The sequence below is a fragment of the Myroides odoratimimus genome, assembly GCF_004337635.1.
GTDB classification, from domain to species: Bacteria; Bacteroidota; Bacteroidia; order Flavobacteriales; family Flavobacteriaceae; genus Flavobacterium; species Flavobacterium odoratimimum.
This window is the reverse complement of sequence record NZ_CP037427.1, coordinates 1,110,359-1,136,955: the sequence shown is the minus strand read 5'-3', so window position 1 is coordinate 1,136,955 and position 26,597 is coordinate 1,110,359. Positions and strand designations below refer to the sequence as shown.

Genomic DNA, 26,597 nt, shown 5'->3' with positions numbered 1-26,597 from the left:
GATCTACTATTATTCTTGTATTGCTTTTATTCCAGGTAATACTTGTCCTTCTAACATTTCTAACATTGCTCCACCTCCAGTAGAAACATAACTCATCTTAGGCGCTAGACCGAACTGTTTTACAGCAGCTACAGAGTCTCCACCTCCTACTAATGAAAAAGTACCATTCTTAGTCGCTTCAGCAATGAAGTTACCTAATTCGATCGTACCATTCGCAAATTTCTCCATCTCGAATACTCCTAATGGACCATTCCACAAGATGATTTTTGACTCAGCTACCACAGGCTTTAAGCTTTCTAATGTCTTAGGACCTACGTCTAAACCTTGCCATCCATCAGGAATTTCATTAGCAGCCACCACTTGTACATTTGCATCAGCAGCGAATGCATCAGCAGCTAAAATATCAACAGGTAAATGTACTTGTACATTCTTCTCTTTTGCTTTTTTCAAGATATCTAAAGCTAATTCTAGCTTATCATCTTCACAGATAGAATTACCGATCTTACCTCCTAGAGCTTTAATAAACGTAAAAGTCATCCCTCCACCGATAATCATGTGATCTATCTTATCTAAGATATTCTCGATAATCGTAATTTTAGAAGATACTTTAGAACCTCCTAATACAGCTGTAACAGGCTTATCAGTACTATTCAATACCTTGTTTAAACTCTCTATCTCTTTAGCTAATAAATAACCAAAACATTTTTTATCAGCAAAGTACTTCGCTACGATAGTAGTAGAAGCATGCGCTCTATGTGCAGTACCAAAAGCATCATTCACATAAAAATCAGCTAACTCCGCTAACTGTTTTGAGAACCCTTCATCCCCTTTTTCTTCCTCTGCGTAGAAACGTAGGTTTTCTAATAAGATGATATCTCCAGCTTTACTAGCTGCGATAGCTTCTTTAACTGTACTACCTATACAGTCACTCACAAAAGTAACTTTATGTCCTAAAATCTCTTCTGTTTTTGCAACGATATGACGTAGTGAATACTTGTCATTACACTCTCCTTTAGGTCTTCCTAAGTGAGACATTAAGATAGCTACACCACCGTCTTTTATTATTTTTTCAATAGTAGGTTTTGCAGCCTCTATTCTATTTGTATCTGTAACATTAAAATTCTCATCTAGGGGAACATTAAAGTCAACTCTAACTAACACCTTTTGACCTTTAAAATCAAAACTATCAATAGATTTCATCTTTACTTTTTTATATATTTTACGATAAGTTACACAAATATAAATCTTTTTCGATATCAGACTACCTGATTATTATATTGTTAAACGAAAATTTTAACATATTACACTCATTACTCTTTTATAAATACACTAATAAACAGAGTTATTAATAAACATATTCCACTTTACATATATTTATTATTCAATATTATAGTATTTATCAACAGAAATACAAAATAATAAGCCGAAATAAATATTTAAACTATTTTTAATTTTAGAACAGTTATGAATTAGAACTTGTCTAAAAAACTCTAAATATCAAACAAAATAGACATTACTAACACAAAACTAAACGCAAAATACATTCGCTTGATTATCACTTCACAGATTTAGTACCTGATAATAAGCCATATTATCACATCATATTGTTCTACAACTAACCTTATTTTGTGAAGGTAAATAATTTCTAAACAGAAATAAAATAGTTGTACAATTATGAATCTGATTATTTTAAACACTTGATAATTAATTTATCTTTGCCTTATGCAATTTTCAGATATTATAGGACAATCCTTTTTAAAAAATCATTTGATACAGTCAGCTGCATCAGGTCGTGTACCTCATGCACAGTTATTTATTGGTGGAGAAGGTACAGGTACTTTACCGATGGCTATCGCCTATGCACAGTATTTACTATGCAAAAATACGGGTAATGAAAACACAGGAGGAAATGATGCTTGTAATATCAAATTCAACAATCTTGCTCACCCAGATTTGCACTTTGTCTATCCTGTAGCTACGACAGAAGCAGTAAAAAAGAATGCTACTAGCGATCTATTCGCAGAACAATGGCGCGGTTTTTTAAAAACAAATAGTTACGGAAACCTTTTCGATTGGTACACCCACATTGATATTCAGAATAAACAGGGACAGATAGGTGTAGATGAAGCTAGTGAAGTATTGAAAAAACTTGCCTTAAAATCCTTCGAAGGTGGTTATAAGATTATGATTATCTGGATGGCAGATAAACTAAATACTGAGGCATCTAATAAACTGCTAAAGCTATTAGAAGAACCACCTGCTAAGACGGTGTTTATCCTAATCGCAGAGAACGAGAAGAATATCCTACAGACTATCCTCTCGAGATGTCAAGTACTAAAGTTTCCTCCGCTTAACGCCATCGAAATACAAGAAGCCTTAGTACAACGCGAACAATGCGATCCACAAGAAGCTATCATGATCGCTAATCAATCTCAAGGAAGTTATAATAAAGCTCTAAGCTTACTGCATAATAAAGCCAATGCCTTACCTTATGAGAAATGGTTTGTACAATGGGTACGAGCGGCCTTTAGAGCGAAGGGAAACGCTGCTGTAATTCAAGAGTTAATAGAATGGAGTGAAGAACTAGCTGCGCTAGGACGTGAACAGCAAAAACAGTTTATAGAGTTCTGCATAGAACTATTCAGACAGGCACTGTTGTTAAACTATCAGACTCCAGAGCTAGTGTATTATAAAACGACAGTAGATAAGTTTAAACTAGAAAACTTCGCTCCCTTCGTCAACGGAGAAAATATAAATGAAATATACCAAGAGCTAGGAGATGCTATCTACCATATAGAACGTAATGGTAATGCTAAAATGATCTTTACAGATCTATCTATAAAGCTAACACGGTTAATACATAAGAAGTAATAAAAACGGTCGCATTCGATGAATACGACCGTTTTTTTATTGTTTCTATTTGGAAGAACATTGCTTTAGCTTGCACTTTCTTGCAGATTCCTAGGACTTTCCTTGGAGAATCCTAGCCAAAACAGGTGTTTTGTCGAAGGAATGTGCTAGAATACTGCAAGCAATCCCCTAGCAAAGCAAAAGCAAATAAGCCCCTTACTTGATTCTTTCTTTAATAACAGTATGCTTACTTCAATATAGACCTTACTCCTCTTTCTGAGCCATTGCACGTTGATACAGTTTTAATTCTTCCCATGAGAACTCCTCTTCTGCATTCGCTTTAATCTCAGATAACGTCATTCCCTTACTCTTCTCAAATAAAGCAGTTAATTCCTCTATTCGTTCTTTTGGCAATACTTCCTCTAAGGTGATATGCCCATCCATAATCAACTTACCGATATGAGAATAAATCGTAGTCGTAGTCAACTTTCTAGTTAGTGCAATATCTTCTATGCTCATCTTCTCTTTCCACATCTCTAAGGTAATAACGAAGGTAGATTTCTTCTTCTCTTTTGTCTTCGTTTTTGGGCTAGAAGAATATACTTCTATATCTTCCTCCTCTTCTACTCCTAGTTTAGTACTTCTAATCAGATTAGCGATATTGACTAAATGGTTAATCTTATATTCACTGATCTCTAGTGAGCGCAGATTCTCCTTGCATATCTTCTTATCCTCTTCTATTAACTGTAACATAATAGAAGCCTTCTTCATCTGAATAACGGTCTTCAGCAATGACTCTTCTAACGGTACTAATTCTTCGTAGAACGCCTTTGATTTCTTCGCAGTTTTTACCTGTGCTATAGTGAACAATAATTCAAACACCATGTGATCTAAACGAGGAAAAAAGTAATCATACGCCTTAAGTACACGCTCTTTAGTAAACTCAAATCTGAAGAGCTCTTCCTCAAACAACGCTCTCAACTGATTGACAAATTTCTCTGAGTGAACAACCATTTCATCTAAGTGATTAGTCATACGCTGAGCCCAGCCCATAAAGGCACTTTTTTTACTTCTCTCCGCCTCGGCATTATAACTATAAAGATGTGTATGCCACTGTGTACTAAGATTAAACCAAGAATAGGTCTGTATCAAATAGTTTCGTAGAAAGTTCTTTGTTTCTATCTTTAATTGCAGATTTAATTCTTCTGCACCAGCCTTATTCTCAGCATAGCTCATTACATCCTCGTCATTGACTAACCCATTCATCTGTATAGGTGATAATAACACTAATCCATCTAACGAACGAAGTCTAGATAAGGCTACATAAGCCTGCCCAGGCAAAAACACCTTAGATACGTCTAAAACAGCTTTATCGAAGGTAAGCCCTTGACTCTTATGTACCGTAATAGCCCATGCTAGCTTAAGCGGATAATGACTAAAGGTACCTAAGACCTCCTCTACGATCTCCTTAGTATTAGGGTCTACCGTATATTTTATATTCTGCCACTCGTATCGTTCTACTTCAATGACTTCTTTATTTTCAAACTCTACGAATATCTCATGCTTTGTCAAGGTCTTCACTATACCCATCTTACCGTTGTAGAATCGCTTCTCAGGAGAGATATCATTCTTAATAAAAATAACCTGAGCACCTTCTTTAAGCGTCATTTTTGCTTCTATAGGATATATCTTTTCTGGGAAATCCCCGACTACCTCAGGCATAAAGCTAAACTCCTTGGTAAACAATCCTCTAAGTGCATCCTCATTTATCTTATCCGCCTTAGCATTATGTGTACTTAGAGTGATATAACCAGGGTTATCTTTTATATTAAAATTAGGATTAGTATATTGATTTAAGAGTGCCACATCTTCTCTAGATACGCGATTATTGCGAAGATTATTAAGCAAGTTAATAAACACTTGGTCTGACTGTCTATAGACTTTCTCTAACTCTATGTACAAAGGTGGATACTGTCTAACGACTTCTGAATGGAAGAAATATACCCCGTCATAATAGCGCTTTAGCACATCCCACTCTTGGTTCTTCACAACAGGAGGTAACTGTAGTAAATCTCCTATGAAAAGAACCTGTACACCACCAAAAGGCTGTTGACTCTTACGCACAGTTTGCAGCATAAAGTTCATCGCATCTAATACATCTGCTCGCAACATACTGACCTCGTCTATAATCAATAAATCCATGTTTAAGAACAACGCTCTACGAGCATTACTCATCAGCATATGACGCCTTAGCGATACGCGATTTTCAAACTTGATTGTATCAGTAAAAATAGGAGGATTCTTAGTATCAGGAACGAAAGCAGCAAAAGGCAAATGAAAAAAGGAATGTATGGTCACTCCACCAGCATTTAAAGCCGCTATCCCAGTAGGAGCCACTATTACCGCATTCTTGTGTGTAGTATTAATAATTTCTTTTAACAAGGTAGTTTTACCAGTACCAGCCTTTCCTGTCAAAAAAAGAGATCTATTCGTCTCATTGATAAACTTTAAAACGTATTCTGCTTCTTCTGAAAAATTAGTCATTCCTTTTTTTTTACAAAATACGATAATAAAACTGTACTAAACGAAAAAAGCCCCTGTTAAAACAGGAGCTTTCTCTAAAGTAATTCAAAGATATTACTTTTTATCTTCTTTGCTTTCTGCAGGTTTTGTCTCCTCTAATTTAGCAGGAGTAGCACTACCTTTATATTTAGCATTTAATTCTTTGATCATGATATCAGTAACATCATTACCGTCTTTGCTATAGATAACAGTAGACGCATCCTCAGTATTGAATACATAGTCTAAGTTATTCTTTTTAGCATATTCAGCGATATGTTCTTTTACTTTTTTCACTACAGCTTCCATTTCTTCACCGCTTTCTTTTTGTAAAGCTTGCATTAAAGTTTGTTGTTTAAACTGTAATTCTTGCTCTTTTCTTTGAAGGTTAGCAGCAGTTTGCTCAGCCCATGCTTGACCTTTTTGACGAGCATTAGCTTGGAAGTTTTGAACCTCTTGTTGGAACTTAGCAACTTCAGCTTCTAAGCTTTTTCCTTTTTCTTCAGATTGGATCTTATATTTTGATTCCATATCCTTCATCTCTTCATACTCCTTCATCAACTTAGCAGAATCTACATAAGCAGTTTTGAATTCAGTAGCAGGAGTTGCATTATTATTACATGAAAATAATAATCCAGCTATACCTAGCATTAAAATAGTTTTTTTCATTTTCGCTTTTTTAAACCTGTTGTAAATGTAATAAACTTTTTACAGTTAAATAAAAATAATTAATATATAATAAAAATCTATCACATACACATTATAATATAGATAATACTAATACACAACGTCTTATTTAAACAATAAAAAGAACTATTATCTCAAAAAAGGAATATAAAGACATAGATACCATATAGAAACTCGCTTAAAACGCTTTAAAATAAGAAATAGCAGTTCAAAAGAGTTAAAGACACCTCTTAACCTATTAAAAAGTAGCTTAGTTCTTTTTTAAATAATAAATCAGAGAAGAGTACTCTAAATTTGTTCTTGCTTCAATATTTGATTTTAATCCGACACGAAAAGCTTTAAACCAATTCTTCTTTCCAGTTTTATATTGTTCTGATAAAAGTGAAACATAAAAACTATCAAACAACATTGGGTACGTTTCTACTAATTCGAATTGGTAAGGCTTAAAAAGTAATGGTATTGACTTCTGAGAAAAGTGCCAAAGGTGACGAGGTACATCATAAGCTGCCCAATATTGACCATAATACTTAGCATCGTAAGAATTATAATTAGGTACAGCTATGATCAGTGTGCCTTCTTTTTTTAATATACGTTGAAGAGTTTTTATCTGTGCATCTAGATCAGGTACATGTTCTAACACATGCCACATCGTAATAACATCTACAGAATGATCATCTATATCATCTAGAGAATCCACTAGGTTGATTCCTTTACTTAAGCTTAATTGTCTCGCTCCACTATTTGGTTCAAAACCTAAAACAGACCAACCTCTATTTTTACCTTCTAATAGAAACTCCCCTGTCCCACATCCTATGTCTAAAAGTAGGCCTTGATCACTTTTAATATCTTCAAGTATTTTGTACTTATTCTGGATTGCTTTTGATTTGATAGTTTGATATACTTTATCGAAGAAAGTCTTTTTACTATCTGTATGAGAAATGTATTCAGGGCTTTCGTAATAACTATCTAATTTATCCAAATCAGGAACTGGTTCAGTTTTTAATAACTGAAACTTCTCATCTAAATAAAGTTCAAATTTCTCTTTAGAAACAGAATGATCTTCTACCTCTAAATATTTAATAGTTGCATTAATTTCCATCAATGAAGTTTTAAAAGCCACACAAATATAAACAACATACATCAGGTTTGATTCCAAAACCACAAAAAAATAATGACCTAATTAAATGGAATTTTAAAATAAAAAAAGATCGAACCAAAACCAAAAAAGAATACTTCAAGTTATTATTTAACTTCAAATAACTACCCTAAGCAATTCACTTAAAAAACAAAAAGCAATAAACTAAATCAATCATCCTAAACAATTACTCTAACTAAAAATATAAAATAAAGAACTAGATAGTTTCTTTCCTTAGTTTCATTAAACTTCATTTTGATACTTAAAAATAGTCAAGTTAGATAGACTAATAACACATAAAATTATTGCCTAATATTATCCCCTACTCTCAATATAAAAAATGATATAAGACAACCAAGATGATTATACATAAATATAAACTCTTACGAATAATCTACTTTATTTTATCTACTCCAATTAGTACTATGTAGTAAAATTATATGATCACTATGAAAGTAAATAAACATCTACATAAGACCACTTTCTAATATAGTATTAAGGTCTAAACTAATCCCCTTATTTAAAAGAAAGAAAAAACTAAAGCATCAAATAGCATCTACTCAACACCACTATTAAAGTTAAATCACAAGAGTATTAGACGATCCCTTACAATACAAAACACAATAATTATAGAGCGCATACTACATCTATAACTGCTAATAATAACCCCAAAATAAGTACTCTGAACTTTACAGATCATACACTATATCTCTACCTACTCTATGCCTTAATGTATGTACCTGCTACACTACTTCTATATTATTCTATACAGCTACATCCATAAAAAAAGGTTGGTATGTTCCACGTGGAACATACCAACCTTTTGTATTTATTCAAAGCTTTTAAAGCTACTTATCTTCCCATATGGATTAACAAGATAGAGATATCTGTAGGTGTTACACCACTGATACGAGAAGCTTGGGATATCGTAATAGGCTTAATATTTTTAAGCTTCTCACGTGACTCAAATGATAGAGATACTATCTTATCATAATCAAAATTAGCAGGGATTCTTACATCCTCCAGCCTATTAAGTTTGTCAGCATTATTCTTTTCTTTCTCTATATACCCAGAGTATTTTACTTGGATTTCTGCTTGCTCTATGATCTCCTGATCAAGATCATGTTCCTCTATATACGTCTTTACCTTTTCGAATTTAAGGATATCTTCTAGCTCGATTTGTGGACGAGAGAATACCTTAAACATCTTATCAGGTTGACTCATTAGAGACGATCCTTTCTCTTCTAAAATAGGATTAGCCTCCTCTGTTTTTACACTTGTTTCTTTAAAGAATTGAACGAAGTTTTCTGCTTCAGTCTGCTTATGCTCCATTCTTCTCATACGTTCTTCAGACGCTAAACCTAGCTCATAAGACTTCGGTGTTAATCTAAAGTCAGCATTATCTTGACGTAATAAGGTACGGTATTCAGCACGAGATGTAAACATTCTATAAGGCTCTTCTGTCCCCTTAGTGATTAGATCATCTATTAAAACACCTATATATGCTTCGTCTCTTCTAAGGATTAACTCCCCATCTTCTCTTACTTTTAAAGCAGCATTCATACCAGCCATTAGCCCTTGCGCAGCTGCCTCTTCATAACCTGTAGTACCGTTGATTTGCCCAGCGAAATATAGTCCTTCTACAAGCTTAGTTTCAAGCGTATGCTTTAACTGTGTAGGTGGAAAATAATCGTATTCGATAGCATATCCAGGTCTAAATATCTTAGCATTCTCAAACCCAGCTACCGAACGAAGAGCCTTAAATTGTACCTCCTCTGGTAGTGAAGTAGAGAATCCATTTACATAGATCTCACAAGTATTCCACCCCTCAGGCTCTACGAATATTTGGTGTCTATCTTTATCTGCAAAGCGGTTAATCTTATCTTCTATCGACGGACAATAACGAGGTCCTATACTCTTAATTCTACCCGTAAACATCGGAGAACGATCAAATCCTTCTCTTAATAAATCGTGTACTTCAGGAGAAGTATACGTCATGTAACAGTCTCTTTGTTGAACTAATGGTTGTGTCACATCTAAGTACGAGAACTTAGAAGGGTTAATATCTCCCCCTTGCACTTCCATCTTACTATAATCTAATGATCGACCATCTACCCTAGGAGGTGTACCTGTCTTCATTCTTCCAGAAGTAAAACCAGCTTTCACAAGATCTTCTGTTATACCGTAAGCAGCACCCTCACCTGCTCTACCACCACCGAACTGTTTTTCTCCGATGTGGATAAGCCCATTTAAGAATGTACCATTCGTTAAAATAACTGTCTTAGCTTTTATTTCTAACCCAAGATTAGTTACTACACCTTCGATCTTATGATTCTTAATAATCAAAGATTTTACCATATCCTGATAAAAATCAAGGTTAGGTGTCCCCTCTAACATAAGCCTCCAAGTCTCAGAAAAACGCATACGGTCAGACTGTACTCTAGGAGACCACATAGCTGGTCCTTTAGACTTATTAAGCATCTTAAACTGGATCGCAGTCTTATCTGACACGATACCAGAATACCCTCCTAATGCATCTATCTCTCTTACGATTTGCCCTTTTGCGATACCTCCCATTGCAGGATTACAAGACATCTGAGCGATGTTCTGCAAACTCATTGTAATCAATAAAGTTTTAGAACCCATATTTGCAGCAGCAGCAGCAGCCTCCGAACCAGCGTGCCCACCACCTACTACTATTACATCATATTTATCAGCGAATATACTCATTGTTCCACGTGAAACATTAAAATTAAAATACTCGAAAAAATACTATTGTTCCACGTGGAACATAGCCATTTTCTCTTCTTCTTTACTACGCATTAAGCGTTCATCCTCTGGAGATTTATCCTTATAACCACAATAATGTAAGACACCATGAGACATAACTCTCAGTAACTCAACGTCAAAATCAACATTAAAGTCCTTAGCATTATCGCGTACTCTTTCTATAGACAAAAAGATGTCACCAGAGACAATCTTTCCTTCACAATAATCAAAACTGATAATATCTGTCAATGTATCATGATCTAAATACTTAACATTAATCTCATGTAAGTAAGCATCATCACAAAATATATAACTGATATCTCCAGGGATCAATCCTTCTGAAGTCACTATCTCCTCTATCCAATCTTCATATTTAGTCTCATCAACTAATTGAAAATCAGTTTCATAGTTAAAAAATATCATTCTTTTTCTCTATTAAAAAATAATTGTTGCAAAGGTACACGGAAAAATAAAAAATAGACTTAAAAAGCCCTTAAAATATCAAATTTACAAACTAAATACACAGATAGTTAATTCGTTAGCCTCTTATAGCTAAAACCGGACTCAAAAAGCCTCAGCTAATCCAAAACAACGCGCTTAGCTTTTGATATTTAATACTAACACTTGATGAGAATAATATATTGAAATTATAAAGCGATGTTTTATATAAAACAAAAGCAAATAAATAATATACTGTCTAAGCAAGTTCCAAAGTTACGCAAATAGAAAACCAAACTCCTACTTAGATCGATAACAATTAGAAAAAAATCTAGTGATACAAAAACAACACACTACCACTACTCTATTTTTTTTCACGTGAAACAAAAAAGAAAATATGACAATCTCAACGCGTCACTTTTTACAATTCAACATTAAAATAAAAATATGAGACATCGGAAAATAAAAATAACAAAAAAAGTTGAAAATCTGCTCTTCTCATATTTTCGATAAAACGTACCTATGGCCAGAAAAAAAAATATACGCGATTCTCAGCGCGTTGAAAAAATAGACTAAAAACAAAGAAATTTAATTCTCTTAAAATTTATCCTTCCTACAAACTTATATTTTCAAGAAAATAAATCTGAAACTCGAATATTCAAATCTGGTAACATATATCCCATCCAGTAAAAAAAAGAAAGATACAACTTGCAAAAATTTTCTTCACTAAACCGAAAAAATAAGTACTGTCTAAAATCAATCCACTGAAAAAAGAAAAATATAAAAACCTCTAAAAATGTTCCACGAGGAACAATTAGCTCCTCATCAATAAAGATTCAAAAAACAAAAACACAAAATCTAAAAACACAAAGATTTACACTATTGAAAAAAAACATAAATATCACCTGGATCATAAAATCAGATTACACCTTCAGAGATTTTGATTAACAAGAAAACAACTTACCTCATAAATTTCTCAGTCAAAAAAAATGATCAGCGAAATAAAAACAAGAGAATAAAAATTCTAAAATAACTCCTCTAATCTAACCTAAAAAACACATTGAAAAAACGCGCGATAATACATCCAAAAAACTACCCAAAAAAGGTTACAAAAACAGAGTCAAATTTTACTAAAAACAACCTCTTATAATTTAGATATTTTACCCCACTACCACTGTAAGAAAATATACGCAAAATACAAGGCGATGTTTCGGAATGTTCCACGAGGAACAATCCCTCTCTTTTTAAAAAACAACTTCCTATATTTTTCGTATAACAGCCAACTACTCTATCAAAAAAATATAAGCAAACCTCAGAGGCTTAAAAAATATTGACCGTCATCTTACTTATTCCTTCTCTAAAAAACAACGCCTTATAATTTCAATATTTCACACTCAACAATACATAATACCAAATATGAAAAACAAAAACACTTATCAACGTTATTAACAACTATAATATATATAAATAGATTTTTTTAAAATTTAAAATAAACTAATAGTATAGTATTGTCTGTTAATATGTACAATAACTTTTCTCTATAAATTCTATAAAATCAATTATTAATACTTATCAACAGGTTGTTAATTCACAAATCATTTAAAATAAATAGTTTAGACTGGTTATCAACAAGAGACTTTTTCGTTATCAACAGTTATTTTTAGATAAATGAGGGTGTGTAAAACTGTTCACAACCTATAGTTTTGATCTTAATATCCACACAATATGTTTTAGAAAATAAATTTGCAAATATGTGTGCATGAGCTGTATTGTAATTTTTTTGAAATAAACAAAAAATACTTTTTTTAAACTTTTTACAGTTATCAACACAAATTGTTAGTTCTTAGTTTGTTTAATATCAGTGTTATACTGTTTCTTATTAACAATGCAGTGTATGGAGATAAATAGCTGTATTATAATACATTATAAAATATAGTAAACTTAGTTACTATCTCTGTTTTAGCACCTTTTGTACTCCTAATAGAGGTTATAAACAGAGTTTCGATTGTATTTTTGAGTTCAAAATTAAGTGTCCCGAGGTAATTATTGGGGTTAGTCACTTAGTGAAATTTGGGGTAAGATTGGGTAGATTACATACTCATTTTTGAGGTATGGAGAGGAGTTTTTTTATCCATTAGGGACGATATAATGAAGTACTTTTTTAAGATTTTTACATTGTTTTTACTTCTATTTTTTTTACTGAATAGATAAATTTTTGAGGAAAATGTTCTCTCTATTTTCACTTTTAGACAAGCTTTTTTTACTGTTATTTTTGCCCTTATTTTAGAGATTTTGATGATGTATTTTGACCTAGTTTTTGATGTGTTTTTTGAGGGTTAAAAACGCTTTTTTTTCACTTTAAAAAAGGGTGTTATTTTGTCTATTTTGGATTAACAATATTCCTGAATTATTAGTTTCTACTAGATGAAAATGTAGTGTATTTAGTTAGTAGATTGTTCGGGTAGAAATTTGGTACGGTTCGGTAAAAAACCTTCTATCCCAAGTATATACTGGGTATTACCGAACACTATCCGAACAGATTTATTTTGAATTCAGATAACAGGTTTATTTATTGTTAGTTAGGTGTTTTAAATATAAGCAATTAAGATCAAAATAATCATAGTAGGTCATTATGATCAAAGAAGGTCATTCTTGGTCAGTTTGGTTTGTATATATATAATATAGGTGTATCTTGATGATAATGTACTCCTATATATAAGGTGTGAGATGTGATAGATTTCGGCTTTGTATAAAATATTATACTAAATATCAGTAGATAAATGACCTTAGTATTTATCTTTGTAAAAAATTTAAAACAAAATGGCTAAGCAAGTTCGCGTGCGTTTTGCACCAAGTCCAACAGGACCATTACACATTGGTGGCGTAAGAACCGCATTATTCAATTATTTATTCGCTAAAAAGCACAACGGGGTATTCTATATCAGAATAGAGGATACTGACCAAAATCGTTTTGTACCAGGAGCTGAGGCTTATATATTAGAAGCTTTAGAATGGTTAGGGATTTCACCTGATGAGACTATCGGTAAGAATGAAAAGTTCGGACCATATAGACAGAGTGAACGCAAGGAATTGTACAAACAATATGCTGATCAACTGATCGAAAGTGGATGGGCATACTACGCTTTTGATACTGCTGAAGAATTAGACGAATTAAGAAAAGTAGCTGAAGCTGAAGGAAAGACATTTATATATAATCATACGAATAGAGAGCAGCTGAGCACTTCTCTTAAATTAAGTAAAGAAGAAGTGGATGCTAAGATAGCTAATGGTGAGGCTTATGTTATCCGCTTTAAGACTCCTGTAGGAGAGACTTTACATCTAAAAGATATTATCAGAGGCGATATCAAGTTCGAAACGAGCTTATTAGATGATAAAGTGTTGTATAAAAGTGACGGAATGCCGACATATCACTTAGCTAATATCGTGGATGACCATCTTATGGAGACATCACACGTGATTAGAGGTGAAGAGTGGTTACCTTCTCTTCCACTACACGAGTTGTTATACAAAGCATTCGGATGGGAAGCTCCTGAGTTCGCTCACCTTCCTCTAATCCTTAAGCCAGTAGGTAACGGTAAGTTATCTAAGCGCGATGGAGATAAACTAGGATTCCCTGTGTTCCCATTAGATTGGCAAGATCCTACATCTGGAGAGAAATCTTCTGGATATAGAGAGAGAGGATTCTACCCTGAGACTGTGGTGAACTTCCTTGCTTTACTAGGATGGAATGACGGTACAGATCAAGAGATTTTCTCATTAGAAGAGCTAGTAGAGAAGTTCGATTTAACACGTGTACACAAGGCAGGTGCTAAGTTTGACCCAGAGAAGAATAAATGGTTTAACCAGCACTATCTGAAACTACAAAGCGATGCTGACTTAGCTAAGGCATACCAAGTAATCTTAAAAGAGAACGGTATCGAGGCGACAGATGCTTATGTGGAGAAAGTAGTAGGATTAATCAAAGAGAGAGCAACATTCGTAGCTGATTTCTATGAGTTGAGTGATTTCTTCTTCATAAAGCCAACAGAATACGATGCTAAGGCATTAAAGAATTGGAAAGAAGATACCTCTGATATTATGACGCAAGTGTCTGATGTAATAAAAGGTATTGAGGCATTCGAAGCGAAGAATATAGAGTCTATCGTGAAGGATTGGATCAATGAGCAAGGTATCGGAATGGGCAAAGTGATGCAACCACTTCGCCTTAGTCTAGTAGGTGCTGTGAAGGGTCCAGACTTATTTGACATCATCGAGATGATCGGTAAAGAGGAAACTTTAGAAAGATTAGCTATCGCTGTAGAAGCGAATAAATAAGATATAGAAGAGGTCTGAACATCGTTTAGACCTCTTTTTTATTATTACATATTCTGTGATATTTTGGATATAAATGCCTAAATTTAGGTGTGTATTAAAACGTAATGCTATGAAAAAGGTCAGTTATATTATTTTATTTCTATTCGCAGGTTTAGTATTTAATGGATGTTCTAGTGATGACAATGGAGGATCTAACGCGGAGAGCGAATGGATAAAATTTGTTCAAAAGCACTTGATTGGGGAATGGACACCTCAGCAGATAGACGTAAAACCTCTTATAGGACAGACAGTATTTAGCTCTGCTTATCCTCATACTCCTAGCTGTAATAAAGATGTATTAGTACTCCAAAAAGACTTTACAGGTAACTTTGATCACTATGTACAAGGCTGTCAAATGGGCAAAACTAACTTTAAATGGAATCATAGACTAGGTGAACTTAGTTTTACGCTAGAGAATGGTACTGAGATACCTATGATCTTATTAAAAAAGTCAGAGAAGGTACTTGTACTAGCGATACCTGCTAAGGCTGTAAAAGAGTATCTGATTCCTTTATTTCCAGAAATAGAGTATATAGAAGATAGTCAATTGAACCTGCTTTTTGCTAATATTATACTGACAAAGTAATAAAAAATGAATTATTCTTTTAAATAAGGATATAAATATTTATTTTAACAGAATAATTCATAAAAATTGCACTATGACACCAATGTACTTTATAGTCGGAGCGGTAATTATATTGTTACTTCTTGGCTTTTTTACAGTGAAGCAGCAGTCAGCTGTGATCATTGAACGATTCGGAAGATTTAATAGTATTAGACATTCTGGATTACAAATCAAAATACCTTTTGTGGATAGAAAGGCAGGAGTGGTAAATCTTCGTATCCAACAATTAGATGTATTAATCGAGACTAAAACGAAAGATAACGTATTCGTTAAACTGAAAGTTTCTATTCAGTTTAAGGTTATCCAAGATAGAGTAGAAGATGCGTTCTACAAGCTAGAATATCCTCATGACCAGATTACTTCGTATGTATTCGACGTAGTGCGTGCAGAAGTACCTAAGCTGATCTTAGATGATGTGTTCGAGCGAAAAGATAATATCGCTATCGCAGTGAAACGCGAATTAAACGAAGCGATGACAACATACGGATATGATATCATCAATACACTAATCACGGATATCGACCCTGATATCCAGGTAAAAAATGCGATGAACCGTATTAATGCAGCAGATAGAGAGAAAGTAGCTGCTGAATATGAAGCAGAAGCGAGTAGAATCCGCATCGTAGCGAAAGCAAAGGCTGAGGCTGAATCTAAGCGCTTACAAGGACAGGGTATCGCTGATCAACGTAGAGAGATCGCACAAGGACTGGTAGAGAGTGTGGATGTATTAAATAAAGTAGGTATTAACTCACAAGAAGCTTCTGCGCTAATCGTGGTGACACAACACTATGATACGTTACAGTCTGTAGGGGCTGATAGCCGTTCTAACTTAATCCTATTACCAAATGCACCATCAGCAGCGAGCGATATGCTTACGAATATGGTAGCTTCATTTGCAGCTAGTAGCAAGATAAAAGAAATGAGTACTGTGGAAGGTGTTTCTAAGCGTTCTGAGGACTTATCTTCTAAAGAATGTAATGATTACTCATCAAGCTATGAAGATGGCTTAGAAGATGAATAAATACAAAAAGGGCTCCATGTACATGGAGCCCTTTCTTATTAAAAAACTATTTGTTTTTAGATCTATTCTTAAAGAAGTATTTTAAAGCAGTTGTTATTAAAAACGCTTGGATATTACTCGAACCTTTTACATAAGATGTAACTGAGCCTAATGTATTTCTAACGACTCTATCAGGTGATAATTCTGTTTTTATATTATCTACTGCTCTAAAGACTTTGTGATAGTGTATATCTTTTTTCAGTTTTAGAACTTCTAGATCATATTTGATTTCTTCAAAAGAAGAATAAGACTTTCTCATCGTACCAGTTTTAATCGTTAAATATTATCTCAGATAACTTTCTAAGAAATGGTTTCTCTACTAGAGGTTTTCTAAATAGATAAGCTAATACAGCTATCAGCATATAGAATGCTGCTACTAGTAAAAAACCTAGAGCTGTACTCTCAAGACAAGCTGCTAAAGCATAAGCTGCAAATAAAGATAAGAAAAGTAGAGACATCATAACAAACAGACATACTAGAAGTAAAGTCATAAACTTGCTTCCAGCTTTGGCTGTAATCTTAAACCCCCATAAGCGATAGTAATCTAAACTAGTATTAATAAACTCTTCAGAGTTAGTCTTAATGTCGTCTAGATTCTCTTTTATATCTTTAAATGCCATTTCTTATATACTACTTGATTACTTCTTAGCGTTTTCAGCTATACTGTTTCCTTTAGACTTTAACTCTGCTAATTTTTTTTCTAAAGCAGCGATTACGTCGTCTTTTTTGTCTTCTGTATGAGCTAAAAATTCATCAAATCCAGTTTCGAAATCTTGTTTCTTTTTTGCTACAGTTTGACGTACTTGTTTTTTTAATTCATCAATTTTATCACTTAAATCATCTTTTGACTCATTAAATGTTTTTTTGATTTTTTTACGTGTTTTTTTTCCTTCGTCAGGTGCAAATAATATTCCTAAACCTGCTCCTACTACTACTCCAGCTAATACTGCGATAGCTGTATTTCCTAATTGATTTGACATAGCTTTTAATTTTTAAAATGATTAATACTCTAAGATATAAAAAAAGCAGTGTTTTAACCGTTAATTTTTAGTTAAAACACTGCTTTTGTGTAATTTTTATCGAAGTATTACTTTTGTTCTACTTTTGCCCAAGTATCTCTTAAACCTACGGTTTTATTGAATACTAGTGCTTCTGGAGTACTGTTTTTATCTACACAGAAATAGCCTAAACGTTGGAATTGGAATTTATCTCCTTCTACTGCTGTACTTAGACTTGGTTCTAGATATCCTTTCACTACCTCTAAAGAGTTAGGATTGATAAAATCTAAGAAGTCTACCTCTTTATTACCATCAGGGTTCTCATCTACGAATAGACGGTCATAGATACGCACTTCTGCTTCTACTGAATGAGGTACAGATACCCAGTGTATAGTTCCTTTTACTTTTCGTTTGCTCGCTTCAGATCCACTACCACTTCTACTGTCAGCATCATAAGTAGCGTGTATCTCAGTGATGTTGCCATTCTCATCTTTTACTACGCTTTCACCTTTGATGATATAAGCATTTTTAAGACGTACTTCTTTTCCTAAAGTCAATCTAAAGAATTTGCTATTCGCTTCTTCTTTGAAGTCTTCTCTTTCGATATAAAGTTCTTTAGAGAAAGGCACTTTACGGAAAGTCATTACTTCTTCTTCAGGGTTATTCTCTGCATCTAGCCACTCTTCTTGTCCTTCTGGATAATTAGTTATTACTAGTTTTACAGGATCTAATACTGCCATCACACGAGGAGCTATCTTATTAAGGTCTTCTCTAATGCAGAATTCTAATAGAGATACGTCAATAAGGTTATCACGCTTAGCGATACCTATCGTATCAGCGTAGTTTCTAATAGAAGCTGCTGTGTATCCTCTTCTTCTCAGTCCTGATATCGTAGACATACGTGGGTCATCCCATCCTGTTACGTGTCCTTCGTTTACTAGACGAGCAAGCTTACGCTTACTTACTACTGTATGTGATAAGTTTCTTCTAGCGAATTCGCGTTGTTTAGGTCTTATCTTATTCTCCTCTACCACTTGATCTAAAAACCAATCATATAATTCTCTGTGAGGTAAGAACTCTAATGTACAGAATGAATGTGAGATGCTCTCTAGGTAGTCACTCTCTCCGTGAGCCCAGTCATACATAGGGTATATACACCAGTCATTATTCGTTCTGTGGTGTGCTTTTTTCATGATTCTATACATGATAGGATCACGCATAAGCATATTTGTATGTGCCATGTCTATCTTAGCACGTAAAATATGAGTTCCTTCTTCAAATTCGCCATTCTTCATTCTCTCGAATAAATCAAGGTTCTCTTCTACAGATCTATTTCTATATGGACTATCTACACCTACTGTAGATGGAGTACCTTTTTGCTGAGCCATTTCTTCTGAAGTTTGGCTATCAACATAAGCTTTACCGTCCTTAATCATTTGGACAGCCCAGTCGTATAGCTGTTGGAAATAGTCAGATGCATAAACTTCATTTGCCCATTTGTACCCTAGCCACTCTACGTCTTGCTTGATTGCGTCAACAAACTCCTGTTCTTCTTTAGAAGGATTGGTATCATCAAAGCGCAAGTTCACAGGCGCATTGTATTTAAGACCTAATCCAAAGTTTAAACAAATAGAACTCGCGTGACCTAAATGCAAATAACCATTAGGCTCAGGCGGAAAACGGAAATGAAGTTTTTCTGTTGGCAAACCATTCTTGATATCTTCTTCAATGATTTGCTCAATAAAGTTTAATGATTTCTCTTTTGTTGACATGGAAATAATTATTATAACTACAAAGGTATCAAAAAACTAATCAAAAGCTGATAGTCTTTTAGCATATTATGAATTATAGGAGGCAAATAATTTGTACTTTTAGCCATTATTAAACAAACAAATGTGTTATGGGAATAATTAGATTAAACAATATTAGAACGTTTTCTTTTCATGGATGTATGGATGAAGAGGCAAAAATAGGTTCGGATTACCGAGTAGATTTAATTGCGAAAGGAGATTTTACGATGGCTGCTTCTACAGATGATTTGAAACATTCTATAGACTACGTTCACTTAAATACAATCGTGAAGGAAGAAATGGCTATTCGATCTAAGTTATTAGAGCATGTAGCACAACGAATCATCGATAGAGTAATCCTAGAAATAAGAATGGTAGAAGAAATAACAGTATTAGTCTCTAAAATAAACCCTCCTGTAGGTGGTGATGTAGAATATGTAACTGTTGAAATGCAAGGAGTTAGATAATATCGTCTTGAATTGTTGTAAAAAAGTACATTAATTGGTTTTGAAATATCAAAATATTTAGTAAGTTTGCAATCCAATTCAAGGACAAGGCTTCGTGTCCGAGTGGCTAGGAAGCGGTCTGCAAAACCGTCTACAGCGGTTCGAATCCGCTCGAAGCCTCAACTAAAGGATAGTGATTTCACTATCCTTTTTTTATGCATTATAGTTAACGTTATTCGTATTATAAAAAGAAAGGACTTAGTAATTTACTAAGTCCTTTCTTTTTATTTTTTACTCTCTAGATTAGGGAGAGGGAGATTAATATGATTATCTGCAGATTTTGGAAGTATTCCTTTAATCATAATGACTAGTCCGAATACCATAATAACGATACTGCTTATTTTTTTTATCTTTAAGATATTGGTTGCTGTAAGCTTCTCACGTAGCTTCTTTGCTAAGAATATCTTGAAAAGATCTGTAATGAAGTACGCTAGAATAGTAAAACCAAAGAAGGTAAACATCTTATTAGGATTCATATCCATCTGCGGTCCTAATGTTATAATAATCCCCAACCAAAAACCGAGTACTCCTACATTGATAAAATTGAGTAAGAACCCTTTTGCAAATAAGTTTAAGTATTCTCGTCTTAGATTAGGAGGGGCTATTTGTAAGGTTTGTACTTGTACCTTTTTTAGTTTGATAAAAGAGATAATACCATAAGTAAGCATAATCATTCCTCCAAAAAGGAATAGTGCAGGGTCATCCTTTATCGCATTAATTAATTTAAAGCTACTAAAGAACGCTATAACGAAGAATACCGCATCAGCTAATATAACACCTATATCGAAGGCTATAGCTGCCTTAAACCCTCTTGTAATACTTGTTTCAATAAGAATAAAAAAAACAGGTCCTATCATAAAACTCAGAAAGAATCCAAGAGTGACACCTGTTAATAAATCATCAAACATCTTATATAATTAAAAAATGCCAATTCTAGAATTGGCATTTATTCATAATCTTTTGCAAGATACATTTTTTTGTATAAAAACGTATTATTACTAATCTACTTTTTTAATTACTCCACCTAGAACATTCTTTTCATTAATGGTTTTAGGGTTTCCATGAACTCTAATTTCTCCACCTGCTCTAACCTTTGCCTCTACTAATTCAGTAGCTCTTACTTCTGCAACACCACCAGCATTCACGGTAACAATAGTTTGATTTGTTTCTAGGTTTTGACTCTTTACTTTAGCACCAGAACTATTCAGTACATCTTGTACATTTGCTTTTCCTTCTAGTGTAATAACTGAACCCGCACTTGATTTAACAATTGCTTTGTCTACATCTATATTTAGATTAATCATTCCGCCAGTCTTCGCATTTATAGTTAGCGTAGTTGCTTTGATAGGAGTTTCTCCTTTTATAGTAGCTCCTTCACCTGCTACTACTTCAGATAGCTTGTTGTAATATAGTTTTACTTTGATGTCATCTCCTTGAAAACTATTTACGAAGTTCATCTTTATTTTTAATGCTCCGTTCTTGTTTACTACGTTTACATAGTCTTCTTTATCTCCTTCAATTTCTATTTTGCCCTCTTCTCCAGGAACTAAAGTTACTGAAATTTGATCAAAAACATTAACTTTTGAAAAGTCTCCTATTGATTTCGTTTTTTGTGCAAAAGAAATTGTACTTGCCATTACAGCAATGAATAAAACGATTTTTTTCATCTTAGTTTACTTTTTTAATATAGTTGAAATCTAATTGTTTTTTTACAAGATCTGCATTCTTAACAGTAACGATAACCTCATCACCTAGTTGAAGCATCTTTTTCGTTGCTTGTCCTACTAATGCATATTGTTTCTCTTCGAATACGTAATAGTCTTCTTTTATTTCTCTAATACGTACCATACCTTCACATTTGTTATCTACTATCTCTACATAGATACCCCATTCTGTAACACCTGATATAACACCCAAGAATTCTGTACCTTGCTGATCTTGCATATACTTCACTTGCATATATTTGATACTATCTCTTTCTGCATTAGCAGCTAGGTTCTCTCTAGAAGAACAGTGTGAACATTTTACTTCATATAACTCAGGATTTACGTTGTCACCATGGTCTAAATAATGTTGTAATAATCTATGAGCCATTACGTCAGGATAACGACGAATAGGTGATGTAAAGTGTGAGTAGTAATCAAACGCTAATCCATAGTGCCCAATATTATTCGTAGAATAACTCGCTTTACTCATACATCTAATCGCTAGAGTATCTACTAAGTTTTGTTCTTTTTTACCTTCTACATCTTTTAGAAGTTTGTTTATAGACTTAGAGATGCTAGACTTAGACTTAAAGTTAATATTATGTCCAAAACGTGCAATCACAGTCTGAAGACCAAATAACTTCTCTTGATCTGGTTCGTCGTGAATACGATATACGAATGTTTTCTTTTGTTTACCAATAAACTCAGATACTTTTCTATTTGCTAATAACATGAATTCCTCAATCAAATGATTAGCTTCTTTTGATTGCTTAAAGAATACACCTACTGGCTCAGCAGCTTCGTTTAGGTTAAACTTAACCTCTACTTTATCAAAAGAAATAGCACCATCTGACATACGGTTCTTACGCATGATCATCGCTAATTCATTTAGCTTTAATACTGCATCAGCTACTTCTTCACTTATTTCTTGATCTTCTCCTGTAAGTGAGATATCAGCAGGAATAACTCTGTCTTTAGAATCAATGATATACTGAGCTTCTTCGTAAGCCATACGTTGGTCTGAATGCGTTACAGTACGACCAAACCATTTGTTTCTGATTTCTGCTTTATCGTCTAATTCAAATACAGCAGAGAAGGTATATTTATCTTCATTTGGTCTTAACGAACAAGCAAAGTTAGATAACACCTCAGGTAACATAGGTACAGTTCTATCTACTAAATACACAGAAGTAGCTCTGTTATAAGCCTCTTCATCTAGGATAGTACCTTCTTTTACATAGTGAGATACGTCAGCGATGTGAATACCTATTTCGTAGAATCCATTTTCTAGTTGTCTGAATGATAAAGCGTCATCGAAGTCTTTTGCATCTTTAGGGTCAATCGTGAACGTAAGAATATCACGCATATCTCTACGCTTCGCTATTTCCTCTTCAGTGATAGAAGTATCTAAGTGATTAGCATAGTCATCTACTTCTTTAGGGAATTCAGCTGTTAATCCATATTCAGCTAAAATAGCGTGTATTTCAGTATTGTGCTCTCCTTGTTTACCAAGTACTTTCATCACTTTACCGAATGGACTATCTGCTTTCTCTGGCCAATCTTCTATTTCTACTACGACTACATCTCCATCACGTGCCTCTCCTACTTTTTCTTTGGGAACAAATATATCTGTGTACATCTTAGCATCTGCAGTAGATACGAAAGCAAAGTTCTTTTGAATCTCGATAACTCCCACAAATTGTTTTTTGTGTCTTTCTAAGATTTCTACTACTTCTCCTTCAGGTTTTTTACCTTTTCGTTTGTTGTAGATATAGGCTTTAACGAAGTCACCATCTAAAGCCTTGTTTAGGTTATTTGTTGGGATAAATACATCCTCCTCTACTCCTTCTACTACTAGATAAGCAGTCTTACGAGAAGTCATATCGATATAACCTTCTACATAATTTGCTTTAGGGATGAATCTGTATTTACCAGTTTCGATCTCTTCTATTTTTCCTTTCGAGATAAGGTGTTTAAGCTCTTTGATAATCTCATTTCTACCTTGAGTATCGTTTATTTCTAATTGAGCAGCGATCTGTTTATAGTTATACGTTTTAGTCGTATTCTTAGATAAGAATTTTAATATTTTTGGAGCAAAGTCAAATGCTTTACTCTTTTTATGTTTAATTTTTTTTGTCATTTTCTAATTCATTATGTTTACCTAAAATAGGGTTGGTAATTATCCTTAAATGTACGAATTACTAACTGTTTTATCCTATTTTTTAGTAATATTTTAATTTGATTGTTTTAATCAGCGATAATATTTCTTCTTTTGTAGCTAAGTTTTTAAAGAAATAGGTCGAGAAATAACTCTTTTAGAGAAAGGAAGGTAGAGTTATTTAATACTTATATTTTATTGTTGATCAGTACACTGTACTCTCATTGCTTTAAGTACGTTTGATTCTGCAAATTTATAATGTTCTAGTTTATTTTCCAAAAACTCCCTAAAAAGAGAAATAGAATAATATAAAAAGCAAGAATAAGGTTCTTCGATATCCTATTCTTGCTTTACAATATATTTCTTTAACGTAGTTTGACAGTGAGGTAGGTAAGGTCTAATCCATACAGGAAATTACCATTATAGTACTAGCTTTTATTAATATCATTTTTTTCTACCATTGATTATAGTTGCCTCATCTTCATCTTTTTTAATTATACATGGAGAGGTACTATAAAGTTTCTGATTTATAATATGTTATATATTATTGTCTTCTCCGTATTTATGGTATTAATTACTTATTTGTTTGACTAAGAGAAGGCAGTTAGAGAATAGAATAATTTTTTGAGAATAATGATGCCTTTTATGTACTACTGCTAAGATTCTTTATAGCAATTAATTATATAAAGTGAATTGTATATAAAATTTCGTACTTTAGAAAAACCAACAAAAAACTATATTTATGAATACTATTTCTTATGTGCATGGTGCATCTGATACACCATTGTTAGGAGAAACCATAGGACAGAATCTAAAAAAGATAACAGATCAATACCCCAACAATGAGGCATTAGTCAGCGTTCATCAGGGATTCAGAGCAACGTATCAAGAGTTCTATAACCTTACTACTCAAGTTGCAAAAGCATTATTAGCGCACAATATACAGAAAGGAGATCGCGTAGGGATATGGGCACCCAACTGTTATGAATGGGTGCTTATGCAGTATGCTACTGCTCGTATAGGTGTGATATTAGTTAATATTAACCCTGCTTATCGAGCACATGAGATCGAGTTTGCGGTTAATCAATCTGAAATATCCCTTATCGTATCTGCTCCAAGTTTTAAAAGCAGTGATTACCGAAAGATCATCTCCTTGATTTTTGAAGATTGTCCTTCGTTAAAAGAAGTTGTTTTCTTAGGAGAAGAATGGGATACTTTCTTATCAGATAGCGATCAGATAACGGATGGAGAACTAGCCATTATAGAAGACTCTGTACAGTTTGGAGAAGCTGTTAATATACAGTATACTTCAGGGACTACTGGTTTCCCTAAAGGAGTAACCCTTACACATCATAATATCCTAAACAACGGTTATTTTATCGGCAAGCGTTTAAAGTACACTACAGTAGATAGAGTCTGTATTCCTGTGCCTTTTTATCACTGTTTTGGGATGGTTATAGGCAATCTGTGTTGTACCTCTCATGGAGCTACGATCGTGATTCCAAATGATGGATTTGACCCAGCTAAGACTCTTCAGGTAGTACAAGACGAGAAGTGTACTTCATTATATGGAGTGCCTACTATGTTTATCGCTGAGCTACAGTTGCCAGACTTTAAAGAGTATGACCTTACCTCTTTGAGAACGGGAGTGATGGCTGGCTCACTGTGTCCTGAGCAAGTAATGCGTCGCGTGAAGACAGAGATGAATATGGAGGAAGTAAGTATCTGCTACGGTATGACTGAGACTTCACCTGTATCTACCCAAACGCATATCGGTATTGATATTGTCAAACAGACAACTACGGTAGGAACTGTACAAGACCATCTAGAAATCAAAATTATAGACCCAGAAACAGGTAGAATAGTTCCTAGAGGAGAAGCAGGCGAACTGTGTACACGTGGGTATTCAGTGATGCTGAAATATTGGAATAATCGAACACTCACTTCTGAAGTATTAGATGAGAATAGATGGATGCATACAGGAGACTTGGCTACTATGGATGATCAAGGGTATATTTCGATTACAGGGCGTATTAAAGACCTTATTATTCGCGGAGGGGAGAATATATCTCCGAAGTGGATAGAAGACTTCTTATACACTCATCCCTCTATTGCAGATGTGCAGGTTATCGGGGTTCCAGATGAGAAATATGGAGAAGAGATTATGGCGTGGGTAATCTTAAAACCAGGCATAACCTTGACAGGTGAAGAGTTAAAAAGCTTCTGTACGGAGAAGATAGCCCACTTCAGAATACCGAAGTATTGGAAGTTCGTATCAGAATTTCCAATGACCATATCAGGTAAGGTAAGAAAAGTAGAGATGAGACAAATAGCAGTGGAAGAATTAGGGCTGTAGAAAAGATTTATTCTTAACTTTGTACAAAATTATTCAACACAACACACAATGAAAATAGCAATCGGAAATGATCACGCGGGACCTGAATACAAAAAGGCTATCGTTAAGTATCTAGAAGAAAAAGGATTTACAGTAACTAATTATGGGACAGATGATTTTTCGTCTGTGGATTATCCAGATTTTGGACATAAAGTAGCTACAGATGTAGAAGAAGGTAAAGTTGATTTCGGTATCGTAATCTGTGGAAGCGGAAACGGTATAGCGATGACTGCTAATAAACATCAAGGTGTGCGCTGTGCCCTTTGTTGGACAAAAGAGATTGCTGAGTTAGCAAGATTGCACAATGATGCTAATGTGATCAGTATCCCTGCTCGTTATACTTCTATAGAGCAAGCTGTAGCGATGGTAGAGACTTTCTTAAACACAGCTTTCGAAGGTGGAAGACACCAGAATAGAGTGAACAAGATTACTTGTGCCTAAACAAGTAAATACTATAATGTATAAAGAACAAAAGCACGTAATCTAGAGACTACGTGCTTTTTTATTTTATAACAGTCTTGTTTTTTATTATCAGTAGTAAGTTATC

The 26,597-nt window shown here is 33.9% G+C and carries 20 protein-coding genes and 1 tRNA gene; 8 read left to right on the top strand and 13 right to left on the bottom strand.

Annotated features, from left to right (window positions below; all coding sequences use genetic code 11):
- Positions 1–9 precede the first annotated feature (9 nt).
- Positions 10–1,200, bottom strand: coding sequence for a phosphoglycerate kinase (locus E0Z07_RS05280; RefSeq protein WP_131540378.1), 1,191 nt, complete (start codon positions 1,198–1,200; stop codon positions 10–12).
- A gap of 522 nt (positions 1,201–1,722) precedes the next feature.
- Between E0Z07_RS05280 and E0Z07_RS05275 the strand changes: the two genes are divergently transcribed.
- Positions 1,723–2,871, top strand: a complete 1,149-nt coding sequence (locus tag E0Z07_RS05275; protein WP_131540377.1) for a DNA polymerase III subunit — start codon at positions 1,723–1,725, stop codon at positions 2,869–2,871.
- A gap of 243 nt (positions 2,872–3,114) precedes the next feature.
- On the opposite strand, the gene E0Z07_RS05270 is transcribed toward E0Z07_RS05275, so the two are convergent.
- The 5 genes from E0Z07_RS05270 to ybeY all read right to left on the bottom strand — a co-directional run bounded on the left by E0Z07_RS05270 (position 3,115) and on the right by ybeY (position 10,423).
- Positions 3,115–5,394, bottom strand: coding sequence for a helix-turn-helix domain-containing protein (locus E0Z07_RS05270; RefSeq protein ID WP_131540376.1), 2,280 nt, complete (start codon positions 5,392–5,394; stop codon positions 3,115–3,117).
- Between the two features lie 93 nt (positions 5,395–5,487).
- The gene (locus E0Z07_RS05265; protein WP_006262473.1) at positions 5,488–6,078 is read right to left on the bottom strand and encodes an OmpH family outer membrane protein; all 591 of its coding nucleotides are present in this window, start codon (positions 6,076–6,078) and stop codon (positions 5,488–5,490) included.
- Between the two features lie 268 nt (positions 6,079–6,346).
- A complete protein-coding gene (locus tag E0Z07_RS05260; protein ID WP_131540375.1) occupies positions 6,347–7,195 on the bottom strand; it encodes a class I SAM-dependent methyltransferase in 849 nt (282 codons plus the stop codon).
- Positions 7,196–8,083: 888 nt separating this feature from the next.
- A complete protein-coding gene (mnmG, locus tag E0Z07_RS05255) occupies positions 8,084–9,961 on the bottom strand; it encodes a tRNA uridine-5-carboxymethylaminomethyl(34) synthesis enzyme MnmG (RefSeq protein WP_131540374.1) in 1,878 nt (625 codons plus the stop codon).
- A gap of 42 nt (positions 9,962–10,003) precedes the next feature.
- Positions 10,004–10,423 carry an rRNA maturation RNase YbeY gene (gene ybeY, locus E0Z07_RS05250; protein WP_006266022.1) on the bottom strand — a complete coding sequence of 140 codons (420 nt, stop codon included), beginning with the start codon at positions 10,421–10,423 and terminating at the stop codon, positions 10,004–10,006.
- A gap of 2,835 nt (positions 10,424–13,258) precedes the next feature.
- Here ybeY and gltX point away from each other — a divergent pair.
- From gltX to E0Z07_RS05235, 3 genes are all read left to right on the top strand, one after another.
- A complete protein-coding gene (gltX, locus tag E0Z07_RS05245) occupies positions 13,259–14,773 on the top strand; it encodes a glutamate--tRNA ligase (protein WP_131540373.1) in 1,515 nt (504 codons plus the stop codon).
- A gap of 109 nt (positions 14,774–14,882) precedes the next feature.
- The gene (locus E0Z07_RS05240; RefSeq protein ID WP_131540372.1) at positions 14,883–15,398 is read left to right on the top strand and encodes a hypothetical protein; all 516 of its coding nucleotides are present in this window, start codon (positions 14,883–14,885) and stop codon (positions 15,396–15,398) included.
- A gap of 73 nt (positions 15,399–15,471) precedes the next feature.
- A complete protein-coding gene (locus E0Z07_RS05235; RefSeq protein ID WP_131540371.1) occupies positions 15,472–16,458 on the top strand; it encodes an SPFH domain-containing protein in 987 nt (328 codons plus the stop codon).
- Positions 16,459–16,504: 46 nt separating this feature from the next.
- Here the strand turns inward: E0Z07_RS05235 and E0Z07_RS05230 are convergent, their stop codons facing one another.
- The 4 genes from E0Z07_RS05230 to E0Z07_RS05215 form a co-directional block, all read right to left on the bottom strand.
- Positions 16,505–16,756: a DUF6327 family protein gene (locus E0Z07_RS05230; RefSeq protein WP_131540370.1), complete on the bottom strand. Its 252-nt coding sequence runs from the start codon at positions 16,754–16,756 to the stop codon at positions 16,505–16,507.
- 10 nt (positions 16,757–16,766) lie between these two features.
- Positions 16,767–17,117: a phage holin family protein gene (locus E0Z07_RS05225; RefSeq protein ID WP_025125990.1), complete on the bottom strand. Its 351-nt coding sequence runs from the start codon at positions 17,115–17,117 to the stop codon at positions 16,767–16,769.
- Between the two features lie 18 nt (positions 17,118–17,135).
- Positions 17,136–17,477 (bottom strand): YtxH domain-containing protein, encoded by a 342-nt coding sequence (locus E0Z07_RS05220; protein WP_131540369.1) that lies wholly within the window; start codon positions 17,475–17,477, stop codon positions 17,136–17,138.
- A gap of 107 nt (positions 17,478–17,584) precedes the next feature.
- Positions 17,585–19,267: a glutamine--tRNA ligase/YqeY domain fusion protein gene (locus E0Z07_RS05215; RefSeq protein ID WP_131540368.1), complete on the bottom strand. Its 1,683-nt coding sequence runs from the start codon at positions 19,265–19,267 to the stop codon at positions 17,585–17,587.
- A 128-nt stretch (positions 19,268–19,395) separates the two neighbouring features.
- On the opposite strand from E0Z07_RS05215, the gene folB reads away from it, so the two are divergent.
- Both folB and E0Z07_RS05205 read left to right on the top strand, forming a co-directional pair.
- Positions 19,396–19,752: a dihydroneopterin aldolase gene (gene folB / locus E0Z07_RS05210; RefSeq protein ID WP_006257948.1), complete on the top strand. Its 357-nt coding sequence runs from the start codon at positions 19,396–19,398 to the stop codon at positions 19,750–19,752.
- An 88-nt stretch (positions 19,753–19,840) separates the two neighbouring features.
- Positions 19,841–19,911, top strand: a tRNA-Cys gene (locus E0Z07_RS05205).
- A 104-nt stretch (positions 19,912–20,015) separates the two neighbouring features.
- Here the strand turns inward: E0Z07_RS05205 and E0Z07_RS05200 are convergent.
- From E0Z07_RS05200 to rnr, 3 genes are all read right to left on the bottom strand, one after another.
- Positions 20,016–20,699 (bottom strand): LysE family translocator, encoded by a 684-nt coding sequence (locus E0Z07_RS05200; RefSeq protein WP_131540367.1) that lies wholly within the window; start codon positions 20,697–20,699, stop codon positions 20,016–20,018.
- Positions 20,700–20,789: 90 nt separating this feature from the next.
- The gene (locus tag E0Z07_RS05195; RefSeq protein WP_131540366.1) at positions 20,790–21,458 is read right to left on the bottom strand and encodes a head GIN domain-containing protein; all 669 of its coding nucleotides are present in this window, start codon (positions 21,456–21,458) and stop codon (positions 20,790–20,792) included.
- 1 nt (position 21,459) lies between these two features.
- The gene (rnr, locus tag E0Z07_RS05190; RefSeq protein WP_131540365.1) at positions 21,460–23,637 is read right to left on the bottom strand and encodes a ribonuclease R; all 2,178 of its coding nucleotides are present in this window, start codon (positions 23,635–23,637) and stop codon (positions 21,460–21,462) included.
- Between the two features lie 760 nt (positions 23,638–24,397).
- Between rnr and E0Z07_RS05185 the strand changes: the two genes are divergently transcribed.
- Both E0Z07_RS05185 and rpiB read left to right on the top strand, forming a co-directional pair.
- Complete coding sequence (locus E0Z07_RS05185) at positions 24,398–26,011, top strand: AMP-binding protein (RefSeq protein WP_131540364.1); 1,614 nt, start codon at positions 24,398–24,400, stop codon at positions 26,009–26,011.
- Positions 26,012–26,059: 48 nt separating this feature from the next.
- Positions 26,060–26,491, top strand: a complete 432-nt coding sequence (gene rpiB, locus E0Z07_RS05180; RefSeq protein WP_006257955.1) for a ribose 5-phosphate isomerase B — start codon at positions 26,060–26,062, stop codon at positions 26,489–26,491.
- The last annotated feature ends 106 nt before the right edge of the window (positions 26,492–26,597 follow it).